This is a genomic window from Herbidospora yilanensis, from assembly GCF_001570565.1.
GTDB lineage: Bacteria > Actinomycetota > Actinomycetes > Streptosporangiales > Streptosporangiaceae > Herbidospora > Herbidospora yilanensis.
In genome coordinates this window covers 17987-30923 of record NZ_BBXE01000035.1, presented here as the reverse complement: position 1 = coordinate 30923, position 12937 = coordinate 17987, and the positions used below count along the sequence as shown (strand labels likewise).

At 70.9% G+C, this 12937-nt stretch carries 12 protein-coding genes; 9 read left to right on the top strand and 3 right to left on the bottom strand.

All coding sequences use genetic code 11. The annotated features are described in order from the left end of the window. Positions 1 to 92: 92 nt before the first annotated feature. The 4 genes from AW273_RS27555 (at position 93) to AW273_RS27540 (ending at position 5126) form a co-directional block, all read left to right on the top strand. Positions 93 to 2423, top strand: coding sequence for a glycoside hydrolase domain-containing protein (locus tag AW273_RS27555; RefSeq protein ID WP_062354133.1), 2331 nt, complete (start codon positions 93 to 95; stop codon positions 2421 to 2423). 16 nt (positions 2424 to 2439) lie between these two features. Beyond that, positions 2440 to 2826, top strand: a complete 387-nt coding sequence (locus AW273_RS27550; protein ID WP_157556222.1) for a hypothetical protein — start codon at positions 2440 to 2442, stop codon at positions 2824 to 2826. A gap of 291 nt (positions 2827 to 3117) precedes the next feature. Further along, positions 3118 to 3996, top strand: coding sequence for a sulfotransferase family protein (locus tag AW273_RS27545; RefSeq protein WP_232327623.1), 879 nt, complete (start codon positions 3118 to 3120; stop codon positions 3994 to 3996). Continuing rightward, positions 3993 to 5126 (top strand): glycosyltransferase family 4 protein, encoded by a 1134-nt coding sequence (locus tag AW273_RS27540; RefSeq protein ID WP_062354125.1) that lies wholly within the window; start codon positions 3993 to 3995, stop codon positions 5124 to 5126. Before AW273_RS27545 ends, AW273_RS27540 begins: the two co-directional genes overlap by 4 nt. On the opposite strand, the gene AW273_RS27535 is transcribed toward AW273_RS27540, so the two are convergent. Beyond that, positions 5101 to 6195 (bottom strand): Gfo/Idh/MocA family protein, encoded by a 1095-nt coding sequence (locus AW273_RS27535; RefSeq protein WP_063910124.1) that lies wholly within the window; start codon positions 6193 to 6195, stop codon positions 5101 to 5103. The genes AW273_RS27540 and AW273_RS27535 overlap by 26 nt on opposite strands. Before the next feature lie 50 nt (positions 6196 to 6245). After that, entirely contained in the window at positions 6246 to 6815 is a 570-nt protein-coding gene (locus tag AW273_RS27530; RefSeq protein ID WP_063910123.1) for a TetR/AcrR family transcriptional regulator, read from the bottom strand. A gap of 84 nt (positions 6816 to 6899) precedes the next feature. Here AW273_RS27530 and AW273_RS27525 point away from each other — a divergent pair, with 84 nt between their 5' ends. From AW273_RS27525 to AW273_RS27515, 3 genes are all read left to right on the top strand, one after another. Next, positions 6900 to 7493 (top strand): glycoside hydrolase family 25 protein, encoded by a 594-nt coding sequence (locus tag AW273_RS27525; protein WP_062354123.1) that lies wholly within the window; start codon positions 6900 to 6902, stop codon positions 7491 to 7493. A gap of 61 nt (positions 7494 to 7554) precedes the next feature. Continuing rightward, positions 7555 to 9519, top strand: coding sequence for a threonine--tRNA ligase (gene thrS / locus AW273_RS27520; RefSeq protein ID WP_083950092.1), 1965 nt, complete (start codon positions 7555 to 7557; stop codon positions 9517 to 9519). Positions 9520 to 9558: 39 nt separating this feature from the next. After that, a complete protein-coding gene (locus AW273_RS27515; RefSeq protein WP_062354117.1) occupies positions 9559 to 10020 on the top strand; it encodes a winged helix DNA-binding protein in 462 nt (153 codons plus the stop codon). A 34-nt stretch (positions 10021 to 10054) separates the two neighbouring features. Here AW273_RS27515 and AW273_RS27510 read toward each other — a convergent pair whose 3' ends face one another. Continuing rightward, entirely contained in the window at positions 10055 to 10531 is a 477-nt protein-coding gene (locus tag AW273_RS27510) for an Asp23/Gls24 family envelope stress response protein (RefSeq protein ID WP_062354114.1), read from the bottom strand. Positions 10532 to 10641: 110 nt separating this feature from the next. Between AW273_RS27510 and AW273_RS27505 the strand changes: the two genes are divergently transcribed. Together AW273_RS27505 and AW273_RS27500 are read left to right on the top strand one after the other, a co-directional pair. Beyond that, entirely contained in the window at positions 10642 to 11169 is a 528-nt protein-coding gene (locus tag AW273_RS27505; protein WP_232327622.1) for an HIT family protein, read from the top strand. 69 nt (positions 11170 to 11238) lie between these two features. Continuing rightward, positions 11239 to 12930 (top strand): ATP-binding protein, encoded by a 1692-nt coding sequence (locus AW273_RS27500; RefSeq protein ID WP_232327621.1) that lies wholly within the window; start codon positions 11239 to 11241, stop codon positions 12928 to 12930. Positions 12931 to 12937: the final 7 nt, after the last annotated feature.

The following is a 12937-nucleotide window of genomic DNA, read 5'->3' as shown; positions in this document are numbered from 1 at the left end:
CGGGGCGCGGGTAAGCATGGATTTCCCTTGCGGAGCCGGAATTCACACGTGACGATCGCAATCCTTCCGGCAATCACCGAAACGGGGGGACGATGGATCACAAGGTGCTGGCGGCGCAACGCTGGGTCAACGCCACCTACGCGGAGGCCGACGGGTACGTCCGGTGCCGGGAGGACGGCGTCACCGGGTGGGCCACGATGGGCTCCCTCACCCGCGCCCTGCAGATCGAGCTCGGCCTGCCCGAGGTCGACGGCGTGTTCGGGGCGGACACGCTGGCCGGGGTGGGTGTCGTCGGCACCGGTTCGACAAGGATGAACGTCGTCCAGATCATCCAGCACGGGCTGTTCTGCAAGGGCTACTGGGGCGGCGACCAGGCCGGCGTCTACGACTCCACGACCGACACCTCGGTGCGGGAACTCAAGGCCGACGCCGGGCTCGGCGCGGCCGACGGCGACGTGCCGCCGAAGATATTCAAGGCGATTCTCACAATGGACGCCTATGTCATTGTCGCCGGTGGGACGGGAAAGGTCCGGGCGGTGCAGCAGTGGCTCAATCTCCGTTATACCGACCGGGCGAACTTCTTCGTCATCCCGTGTGACGGGATATTCTCGCGGGACGTGCAGAGGGCCCTGTACCTCGCCGTGCAATTCGAGCTGGGAATGTCCGACGCGCAGGCCGGCGGGAACTTCGGGCCCGGCACCCGCGACGGACTGCGCGGGCATCCGCTCGCGCCCGGGGACACCGGGATCTGGGTGCGGATCCTGAGCGCGGCATGCGTGTTCAACGGCCGGGTGCCGGGTGCCGACGGCCTCTATCGCGAGGCGGAGTTCACCGAGACCTTCGACGCGGGCCTGGCCGGATACCTGCGGGCGTTCCAGGAGTTCTCCGAGCTCCCCGTGACCGGGACGGCCGACTACGCCACCTGGTGTCAGCTCCTGGTCTCCACCGGAGACCCCGACCGTCCGGGCGCGGCCGCCGACTGCATGACGACCGTGACGGCCGAGCGGGCGCGCGCCCTGTGGGACGCGGGCTACCGGATCGTGGGCCGCTACCTCGACGAGCGGCCGAGCGCGCAGCCGTTGCACAAGCAGATCCAGCCGGGCGAACTCGCCACGATCTTCGGGGGCGGCCTGCGGGTCTTCCCGATCTCGCAGTACTCGGGGAAGACGGCCGCCTACTTCACCCACACCCAGGGCTACCTCGACGCCCTCGGCGCGCACGCCGCCGCCGCCGGTCACGGCTTCGACGCCGGGACGGTCATCTACTTCGCGGTCGACTTCGACGCGACTCGGCCGCAGATCACCTCGAACGTCATCCCCTACTTCAAGGGGGTGGTCGGCGGGCTCGCCCACCAGGGGAAGAGATACGTCCACGGCGTCTACGGCTCGCGGAACGTCTGCGCACAGGTGACCCGGGAGACCTTCGCCCGGTGGTCGTTCGTGTCGGGGATGTCGAGCGGCTTCTCCGGGAACATGGGGTTCGCCCTACCGGAGAACTGGTCGTTCAACCAGATCCAGACCCTGTGGGTGGGGGCCGGCGCCGGGCGGATCCAGATCGACAAGAACGTGCGCAGGACGGCGGCCGACCCCGGCGTCTCCTCGGTGGGCAACCCCGTCCGTCCGGCGGCCGACTTCGTCACCCACCTCGCCGCGCTCCACGGCCTGGCGGTCGCCTACGGAGGCGGCGACCCGAACCGGCTGGTGCTGGAGTTCCTCCGCCACGAGGACTACGACGACGTCATGTGGCGGCAGCTCATCGGCGGGGTCGACGAGGGGTTCGTCCGCTTCGTGAAGAACGCGGGCGTCACCCCGCTCCGGGAGTTCACCGACCCCTTCCACGGCATCGGCCTGAAGGTCTCCCACCTGGCCGCCGCCTGCAACGCCGTCCACGTCGCCCCGCCGCCGCTGCCGATCGTCGCGGAGAACGGCTCCGACGTGGCGGGCTGGGGCGGCGACCTGATGACCTTCTACGGCGAGTGGCGGCGCGACAGCGGCAGCTACGCCTCGGGCTACACCTACTGCGCCGAACGGCTGGCCAAGCCGGTGGGCGAGGGCACCTTCAAGCTCCGCGACCTGGTCGAGGACGCCGACGCCTACAACCTGGCCGTGCGGGTGCGTTCGGGCGAGTCGATCGCGCAGGCGGCCGGCTCCTACTACCTGCACGGCGGTCATGTGACCCGCTTCGCGCAGTTCTACGAGAACCGGTTCATGGGCGAACCGGAAACGGTGGCGAAACTCGCCCGCCGCGTCCTCACCGACGACGTCGACCCGGTGATCTCGCTGGGCCGCGCCTACCTGATCGAGACGACGGGCGGCGTGCCGACGATCCCGCCCTTCGCGCTGCCCGCCGCCATGCTCGACGCCTTCGTGAGCGGTTTCGTGGCGACCCTTCTGGCCAGAGTCGAGGAGGAGAACCCGTCCTGAGGCCATGATGGTCACCGTGACCGACCAACAGGTGGACGACCGGTGGACGCTCACCCGCCGGTGCGGCGTGAGCGCCCTGCTCGCGTCGGTGGTCGCGGTCGCGGCCTGGGTGTACGGGATGGCCGGGGGCGCGTTCCCGGAACCTCGGCCCACCGGGGAGTACTGCACCGGCGGCCCGCTCGCCTTTCCGGCGACGAGCTGGACCTGGCTGCCCCTGAGCCACGTGTGCCGCTACGCCGACGGGACCACCCGCGAGCTGGTCCCGGCCGGCGCCAACCTGGTCGTCGACGGTTGCCTGATGGTCGTTCTCTGCTGCGCCGTCGTGGTGATCGGGGCGTGGGCCGGGCCCGTTTCGGCGGTCTCTCGCCCGAGCCCCGGGGCTGGAGCGTCACCGGGACGGTGACCTTCCGCACCGGGGTGGCCGTGTCGCCGATGGCCGCGTCGTCCCGGGCGACCACCGTCAGGCCGGCCGCGACGGGAGACAGACCGGCAGGATGCCGTCGAAGCGGCGGCGGTTCGCGCTCCGGGCGGACGCCCGCTGCGCGGCCGCGGTGTTAACGCCCGGTTACGAGCATCCGGGCGACATCAGCCATTTTCGATCACACGCACCGGCATTGATGTGCCAACCTACGGACAGTTCCAGGTAATTCTCAGGGAAAGTCCGTAAGGTCCACACATGAACTGGAAACAACGAGTGAACGTTGCGCTGGGCGAGTTCACCGGGTTTCATCTGACGAAGATGGGCGAGTCCGCACCGGCGAACTCGCCCAAGGCCGGGAAGGCGAAGGCGGCCAAGCCCGCCCCCGCGCCCGCCTCGGAGGTGCGGCCGCCGGCCGACGCCCGGACCGACCGCTTGCTGCGCGCCCCCATCTTCGTGATGTCGCCGGTCCGGTCGGGGTCGACCCTCCTGCGCTCGATCCTGAACGCCCACTCGCTGCTGCACGCCCCCCACGAACTGCACGTCCGCCGCCTGACCGTCGGCTTCGGCACCGGGCTGGCCGAACGGGCGATGCACGCCCTCGGCCACAACCAGGCCGACCTGGAGCACCTGTTGTGGGACCGGGTGCTGCACCGCGAACTGCTGCGCAGCGGCAAGAGCCACATCGTCGACAAGACCCCGGCCAACGCCTTCGCCTTCGAGCGCCTGGCGGCCTGCTGGCCCGACGCCCGGTTCGTCTTCCTGCTGCGCCACCCCGTCTCGATCGCCCGGTCGTGGCACGAGGCCGACCCGGAGAAGCGCGACTTCACCGAGGCGGCGGCCGACGCGCTGCGCTACATGAAGGCCGTCGAGCGCGCCCGCAACGGCCTCAAGGGTCACACGATCCACTACGAGGACCTGACGGCCGACCCCGAGGGCCAGATCCGCGCGGTCTGCGACTTCCTCGGCATCCCCTTCGAAGCCGGCATGCTGCGCTACGGCTCCGCGCAGACGGTCGTGCAGAAGGGCCTGGGCGACTGGAAGGACAAGATCCGTTCCGGCGAGGTCCAGAAGGGGCGCGACCTGCCCGACGAGTCCGAGATTCCCGACGTGCTCCGCCCGATGAGCGTTAGCTGGGGGTACCTGTCCAAGTGAAGATCCGCTATATGCTCCTCCACGCGTTCGGCATGGGTGGAACAATTCGGACCGTCATCACCCAGGCCAACGCCATGGCCCAGCGCGGCCACGACGTCGAGATCGTCAGCGCCGTCCAGCGCCGCGACCGCCCCCAGTTCGAGATCGACCCGCGCGTCAAGGTCACCGCCGTCGTCGACGAACGCGGCGGCATCGAGCCCGTCACCTTCACCGACCGCGTCATGCGGCGGCTGCGCGGCAAGGCGGTGCCCGAGGGCGAGTTCGCCGCCCACTGGTTCACCGCCCACGTCGAGAAGGCCGTCACCGAGTACGTATCCAGCCTCGACGACGGCATCCTGGTCACCACCCGGCCGGGGCTGAACCTGATCGCCGCCCGGCACGGCCGCAAGAGCGTCGTGCGGGTCGGCCAGGAGCACATGAACCTGCGCACCCACAAGGAGCCGGTGCGCCAGGACATCGCCCGCCACTACGGCCGCCTCGACCTGGTCACCGTGCTGACCAAGACCGACAAGAACGAGTACGAACGCCTCGCCCCCGGCGTGAAGACCCGGCTGATGCCCAACTCGGTGCACATCGCCGGGCGCCGCCAGTCGGCGCTGACCAGCCGCCGGGTGATCGCGGCCGGCCGGTTGAAGACCCAGAAGGGCTTCGACCTGTTGATCCCCGCCTTCGAGCAGGTCCCGCACAAGGACTGGACCCTCGACGTGTACGGAGAGGGCTCCTCGCTCCCCAAGCTGCTCAACAAGATCACCGAAGCGGAGCGCATCCGGTTCCGCGGCCGCACCGAGAGGCTCTGGGACGAACTGGCCGACTCCTCCATCTACGTGCTCAGCTCCCGGTTCGAGGGACTGCCCATGGTGATGCTGGAGGCCATGGCCCACGGCCTCGCCGTGGTCAGCTTCGACTGCCCGACGGGCCCCGGCGACGTGATCGTCGACAACGTCAACGGCCTGCTGGTGCCGCCCAAGGACGTCACCGCGCTGGCCGAGGGCATCACCCGGCTCATCGAGGACGACACGCTGCGCAAGCGGCTCGGCGCGGCGGCGCTGGAGACGGCCCGGAACTACACGGCCGACTCGATCATGCCGCGCTGGGAGGCCCTGTTCACCGAGCTGCTGGAGCGGCGCTGACCTGCTGTCGCTCCAGGGCGTGCACGAGGCGGTGGCGCTCCAGGGCATGGTCGAAGCCGGGCACGGTCCGGGTGCCGTCGCGCAGGTCGCGGGCGAGCGCCACGTAGACCTGGGCGACGTTCTGCGCCGGACCTTCCAGGCCGCGCGGCACCGGGTGGAAGTAGGAGCCGGGCACGGAGATCTCGTGGACGGTGTCGTCGCCGCCCCGGCCGCCTTCGAGCACCAGGTCGCGCGTCTGGAGGTTGCCGTTGGGGCCGGAGGCGCGCAGCACCAGGTCGCCCTCGGTGCCGTTGATCTCCCAGCGCAGGTTCTCGCCCCGCGACCACCCGCCCCGGTAGAAGAGCGAGAGCGCCGCGCCGCCCGCCAGGCGGCCGGTGACCGACACCTGGTCGGGGACGGTGACCGGGATCGTGGTGTCGTCGTCGGCGATCCGCGTCCGTGTCCGGGCGGTGACCAGGTTTCCCGACACGGCGGCGAAGCCGCCGAGCACGTGCTCGATCGCCTCCAGCGCGTGCGCGGCCGAGACCGTCAGCGGGGTCAGGCCGGTGGCGGCGTCGAAGAGGTGGGCGTGGGCGCGGTCGGTCTCGCCGCCCCACGACATGCTCGACCCGATCAGCGTGGTGCCCAGCACCTCGCCGACGTAGCCGCCGGCGACCAGGTCGCGGGCGTGCCGGACCGCCGGGGCGTAACGGGCCTGCAGCCCGATCACGGTACGCCGGCCCGCCGCCCGCGCCGCCAGGTCTTCGGCCTCGGCCCGCCCGCGGGCCAGCGGCCACTCGCAGTAGACCATCTTTCCCGCCGCCAGCGCGGCGGCGGCGTGCTCGTGGTGGCGGGTCACCGTGGAGGCCACCACCACGAGGTCGACGCCGGGGTGGGCGATGAGCGCCTCGTGGTCGTCGAAGGCCGCCGCGACCCCGAACCGCTCCGCCGCCGCCTCGGCGGAGGCCCGCCGGGACGTGCCGACCGCCCGGAGTTCGTAGCCGGGCAGCGCCTTGAGGGCGGGGACGTGACTGAAGGAGGCCCAGCCGTCCGGGCTCGCTCCGATGATGCCGACGCCGATCGTGTCCATCGACGGCTCCTTTTCTTGACTGTACGTTCCAGAATTAGGGCGTGAAAGAACTAGGCCAGGCAGCCCAGGGCGACCTCCGCGATCGCCGTGAGGGCCGCCCGGTCGGGGGTGACGGCCGCCATGACGCGCATGCCGTGGATGGTCGTCATCAGGAAGCGGGCCAGGTCGCGCGGGTCGCGGTCGCCCGCGAGGCCCTGTTCGCCGATCAGGTCGGCGAACGCGTCTTCCAGGGAGGCGGTGGTGGCCCTGATGCGCACCCGCACCTCGGGGTCGTGGGGCGCCCGCTCGACCGCCGCGCTCACGAACAGGCAGGCATGGCGGTCGCCGTCGGCGACGATCTCGTCGACGAGGTCGAGCAGGATCCCGTGGATCAGGTCGCGGGCCGGGCGGCCGGCCCGCAGCTCCTCGATCAGCGGGACGGCGTAGGTGTCGCGGTAGCGGTCGACCGCGGCCAGGTAGAGGCCCTCCTTGCTGCCGAACGCGGCGTAGAGGGAACCCCGGCCGACCCCGGTGGCCTCGACCAGGTCCTGGATCGAGGTGCCCTCGAAGCCGGTGCGCCGGAAGGCCCACATGGCCGCCTCGACGGCGGCCTCGGTGTCGAACTCCCTGATCCGTGCCACACCAGGACGGTACGCCTATCTGGAACGAGCGGTCAAATATACGAACCGGTCGCGACCCGATGACGCCGGTATTACCCTTCAGCGGTGATCCACGGCATCGACGTGTCCGACTGGCAGGGCCCCGTCGACTGGTCGGCCCAGGCCGAGACCGACGCGGTGTTCGCCTTCGCGCGCGCCACCGAGAGCGACCGGCTCGCCGACACCCGTTTCGCGGAGAACTGGACGGCCATGGGCCGGTTCGGCTTCGTCCGCGGCGCCTACCACGTGGCCCGGCCGCTGGGCGACGCCCGCGCCCAGGCCAGGCACTTCCTGGAGACCGTCCGGCTCGCCCCCGGCGACCTGGCCGCGCTGGAGTTCAAGGCCACCGACGGCCTGCCCGCCGCCGAGGTCGCCGAGTTCGGCCGCCGGTGGTGCGCCGAGGTCACCCGGCGTTGCGGGCTGCTCCCGTTCGTCTGGACGCACCTCCACTTCGCCGCCGAGGGCAACTGCGAGGGCCTGGCGGACTATCCGCTGTGGATCGCCGACCCGGGCCGCCCGATCGGCGAGCCCAGGGTGCCCGCGCCGTGGTCCGGCTGGGCCATTCAGCAGTACGCCGCCAGCCCGCTCGATCTCGACGTCTTCGCGGGCACCGTGGCCGACCTGCTGGCGCTGGGCGCCCCGGACCGGCGCGGGAAATAGGGCGCGCGAATCCCGGTAGAGTCGGCCTGACATCCGCGCCCGTCGTCCTAGGAGAACCATCGTGTCCGCTATCACCGTCACCGTCGCAGGGGTCGAGCGCTCGGTAACGGAGGGCACGACGTACGGCGAGCTGCTGGAGGCCGACGGCCGGACCGTGATCGCGGCCCGCGTGGCCTCCGGTCTCAAGGACCTCGCCGCCCCGGCCGCCGAGGGCGACGTCGTCGAGCCGGTCGAGATCGGCAGCGACGACGGCCGGGCGATCATGCGCCACTCCACCGCCCACGTGATGGCCCAGGCCGTCCAGGAGTTGTTCCCCGAGGCCAAGCTCGGCATCGGGCCGCCCGTCGAGAACGGCTTCTACTACGACTTCGACGTCAAGGCGCCGTTCACCCCCGACGACCTCAAGCGCGTCGAGAAGCGCATGCGCGAGATCGTCAAGCAGGGGCAGACCTTCGCCCGCCGGGCCGTCTCCGACGACGCCGCCCGCGAGGAGCTGGCGGCCGAGCCCTACAAGCTGGAGCTCATCGGCCTCAAGGGCGGCGCGGCCGACGGCGACTCGGGCGAGAGCGTCGAGGTCGGCGGCGCCGAGCTGACGATCTACGACAACCTCGACCCCAAGAGCGGCGACCTCGTCTGGAAGGACCTCTGCCGGGGTCCCCACCTGCCCACCACCCGCGTGATCCCCGCCTTCAAGCTGATGCGCTCGGGCGGCGCCTACTGGCGCGGCAGCGAGAAGAACCCGCAGCTCCAGCGCATCTACGGCACCGCCTGGGAGTCCCGCGAGAAGCAGGACGAATACCTCGCCTTCCTCGAAGAGGCCGAGAAGCGCGACCACCGCAAGCTGGGCGCCGAGCTCGACCTGTTCTCCTTCCCCGACGAACTGGGCTCCGGCCTGCCGGTCTTCCACCCCAAGGGCGGCGTGATCCGCAAGGTGATGGAGGACTACTCGCGCAAGAAGCACGAGGAGGCCGGCTACTCCTTCGTCAACACGCCCCACATCACCAAGGACAACCTCTACAAGGTCTCCGGCCACCTCGACTGGTACGCCGACGGCATGTTCCCGCCCATGGAGCTCGAGGGCGCGCGCTACTACCTCAAGCCGATGAACTGCCCGATGCACAACCTGATCTTCCGGGCCCGTGGCCGGTCCTACCGCGAGCTGCCGCTGCGCACCTTCGAGTTCGGCACGGTCTACCGCTACGAGAAGTCGGGCGTCGTCCACGGCCTGACCCGCGTCCGCGGCCTCACGCAGGACGACGCGCACATCTACTGCACCCGCGAGCAGATGCGCGGCGAGCTGGTCTCGCTGCTGCGCTTCGTGCTCGACCTGCTGCGCGACTACGGCCTCAACGACTTCTACCTGGAGTTGTCGACCAAGGACCCGGTGAAGTTCGTCGGCGACGACCAGACCTGGGAGGAGGCGACCGCGGTCCTGCGCGAGGTGGCCGAGGGCGAGAACCTCGAACTGGTCCTCGACCCGGGCGGCGCGGCCTTCTACGGCCCCAAGATCTCCGTCCAGGCCCGCGACGCCATCGGCCGCACCTGGCAGATGTCGACCATCCAGCTCGACTTCAACCTGCCCGAGCGGTTCGAGCTCGAATACACCGCCGCCGACGGCTCCCGCCAGCGTCCGGTCATGATCCACCGCGCCCTGTTCGGCTCGATCGAGCGTTTCTTCGGCGTGCTGACCGAACACTACGCGGGCGCGTTCCCGGCCTGGCTGGCGCCGGTCCAGGTGGTCGGCATCCCGATCTCCGACGACCACGTCGCCTACCTGCAGGACGTCGCCAAGAAGCTCAAGGCCCACGGCATCCGCGTCGAGGTCGACGCCTCCGCCGACCGCATGCAGAAGAAGATCCGCAACGCCCAGAAGTCGAAGGTGCCCTACATGCTGCTCGCCGGCGACGACGACGTGGCGGCCGGGGCGGTGTCGTTCCGCTACCGCAACGGCGAGCAGAAGAACGGCGTCTCCGTCGACCAGGCGGTGGCCGAGATCGTCGACGCGGTGGAGCGCCGCCTCGCCTAGTTGACGTCAAGTCGGCTTGAGGTTCTAGCGTCGTCTGCCATGACGACGATCAGGGAGTATCCGCCGGAGGTCCTGAACGGCCAGCCCCTCGGGGCGTGGACGGGCGAGGCCTACCGGCGGGTGGTGGGCGCGATCCGCGCCGAGCTGGCGGTCGAGGGCCTGACCCAGCCCCACTGGTGGACGATCAACCACGCGGCCGGGTCACCGGGCCGCTGGACCCGGGCGGAGCTGGCCGAGCGCCTGTCGGCGTGGGAGGACCTCGGCCTCGACTTCGACGAGGTCTTCGACGAACTGGTCCACTGGGGCTGGCTGACCGAGGACGGCGGGACGATGACCCTGACCCCGGGCGGCGAGGCCGGGCGGCGGCGGGCGTGGGAGCGGCTGGCCCCGGTCCTGGAGAAGACCCGCGCGGGCGTCGACCCGGACGACTACGTGACGGCCATCAACGTGCTGCGCCGGGTGGTCGCCAACCTGGGCGGCGACGGGAACCTGCCCGCGTAGACCGGGCTCCGCGGGGAGCCCGGTCGGGTGGCGGTCAGGCGGCGGCCTCCTCCGCCTTGCCCTCGCCCGGCAGGCGCACGTCGTCGACGGTGACGTTGACCTCGACGACCTCCATGCCGAGCATCTGGGCGACCGACGTGGCCACGCTCGACTGGACCTCGGCGGCGACCTCCATCACGACGTGGCCGTAGAGGATGACGATCGTGATGTCGATGGCGACCATGCCGTCCTGGATCTCGGCCTTCACCCCCTGGTTGGCGCGCTTGGAGCCGAAGCCGATGCGGTCGCGGACCGACTCGAACGCGCGGGCCAGGTCGCCGCCCAGGTCGGCGACGCCGGGGACCTGCATGGCGGCCAGGGCGGTCACCTTCTCGACGACCTCGTCGGCGACGGTGATCTTGCCTTTCAGGCCCGCGACGGAGATCTGGGGAGCGGGGGCGCTCTCCTCGGCGGCGGGGGCTTCTTCCTCGGAGGGGGTCTCGTTCTGGTGCTCGTACGCGACGTCGGTCACACGATCATCTCCTCAGGTCAGCAGGATTCTGCCGGAAGATCGAAGGGTTTGTCCGGCGTTAGGCCCGGTCGGCGGGGGTCGCGTGACCTGGTCCCCCTATGCTGGCCGACATGACAGACGTGCCCGACGCATTCGGACGGCTCTGGACGCCGCACCGGATGGCGTACATCAAGGGGGAGAACAAGCCGACCGGGCCGGGTTCCGGCGACGGCTGCCCGTTCTGCGAGATCCCGAAGATGGACGACGCCGACGGGCTCATCGTGGCCCGGGGCGAGGTCGTGTACGCGGTCCTGAACCTCTATCCGTACAACTCCGGCCACCTGATGGTCTGCCCCTACCGGCACGTGCCCGACTACACCGACCTCGACGCCGCCGAGACGGCCGAGCTGGCCGAGTTCACCCAGAAGGCGCTCGTCGCGCTGCGGGAGGCGAGCGGGGCGCAGGGGTTCAACGTCGGGATGAACCTCGGCCACGTCGCGGGCGCGGGCATCGCCGCCCATCTCCACCAGCACGTCGTGCCCCGGTGGGGCGGCGACACCAACTTCATGCCGATCGTCGGGCACACGCGCGTCCTACCACAGTTGCTCCGGGACACCCGGGAGTTGCTCGCGCGGGCATGGCCCGAGAAAACGTCGTAAGGCTGCACTACCCTGCCTCGGGTGACGGATGGGTTCTCTGGTGCCCCTGCTGGGGAGGCTGTCGGCCGTGTGCTGGGCACACAGTCCGCCTCGCCCCTGTCGTTCTGGATCGGCCTGGAGCCGGGAAAGGTCGTGCAGCTCGACGAGGTGGTGGTGACGCGGCGCGAGGTGCCGGGCCACGGGCCGGTGCTGGTCGCCGGGGTGGTCACCCACGTCGAGGCCCGGCACGAGGGCGCGGCCTACGACTCCGACGTGTTCCTGATCTCCGAGGGCGCGCTGCCGGCGGCCGTCGTCGAGGTCGCGGAGGTGCGGGTCACCCGGGTCGAGCCCGAGGTGTTCGTGCCGCCGCTGCCGGGGGCGCCGGCGTTCCGGGCCAAGGGGGCCGACCGCGACCAGGCGCTCTACTTCGACGTGATGGAGCGCCGGGTGCCGATGGGCCTCGGCCGCGACGGCGAACCGGCCTTCCTCAACTTCGACTTCCTCGACGGCACCCGCGGCGCCCACGTGTCGATCTCCGGGGTGTCGGGCGTGGCGACCAAGACCTCGTTCGCGACGTTCCTGCTCTATTCGGTGTTCAACTCCGGCGTGCTGGGGCCCGAGGCGGCCAACACCAAGGCGCTGATCTTCTCAGTCAAGGGCGAGGACCTGCTGTTCCTCGACCACGCCAACACCCGGATCGACGACACCGCCCGCGCCGCCTACGCCACGCTCGGGCTGCCCGCCCAGCCGTTCCGCAGCGTCCACGTGTTCGCGCCGCCGAGGCCCGGCGACGTCCACGGCGTGCCCCACGTCACGGCCCGCACCAAGGGCGTCAGCTCCTTCTACTGGACGCTGGCCGAGTTCTGCGACGCCGAGCTCCTCCGCTACGTGTTCGCCGACGCCGACGACGAGAAGGCGCAGTACAGCCTGCTGATCGGCCAGGTCGCGGCGCGGCTGAAGGTGCTGGCCGAGCCGCTGGGCGACTCGGGCGCGGTCAAGGTCGACGACGTCGAGTGCCGCACCTACCCCCAGCTCGTCGACCTGATCGACGAACGGCTGGCCGACGAGTCGAGCCGGGCCGCCTGGACCGGCTTCCCGGCCTCGCTCGGCACGGTCAACGCGTTCCTGCGGCGGCTGCGCAGCTCGATCAGGTCGCTCACCCCGATCGTGCGCGGCGACCTCCCGGCCGGGCGGCCCCACTCCATCGGCGTCTCCGACGCCCAGGTCACCATCGTCGACCTGCACAACCTGCCCGAACGCGCCCAGCGGTTCGTGGTCGGCGTGGTGCTGCGCGGCGAGTTCGCCCGCAAGGAGTTGTCGGGCTCGGCCCGGCCCCTGCTCTTCGTGGTCCTCGACGAGCTCAACAAGTACGCCCCCCGCGACGGCGACTCGCCGATCAAGGAGATCCTGCTCGACGTCGCCGAGCGCGGCCGCTCGCTCGGCGTCATCCTCATCGGGGCCCAGCAGACCGCCTCCGAGGTGGAGCGGCGCATCGTCGCCAACTGCGCGGTCCGCATCGCCGGGCGGCTCGACCCCGCCGAGGCCACCCGGTCGGAATACGGCTGGCTGACCGGCACCGCCCGCGACCGGGCCACCATCGCCAAACCGGGCACCATGTTCGCCGTCCAGCCCGAGATCCCCGTGCCGCTGGCCGTGAACTTCCCGTTCCCCGCCTGGGCGACCCGGCCTTCCGAGGCCGGGGCGGCCCCGGTCACCACGCGTCTCGACAGAGATCCGTTCGCCGGGCTGCCCGCCCCCGAAGACGACATCCCCCCGTTCTGAGAGGCGT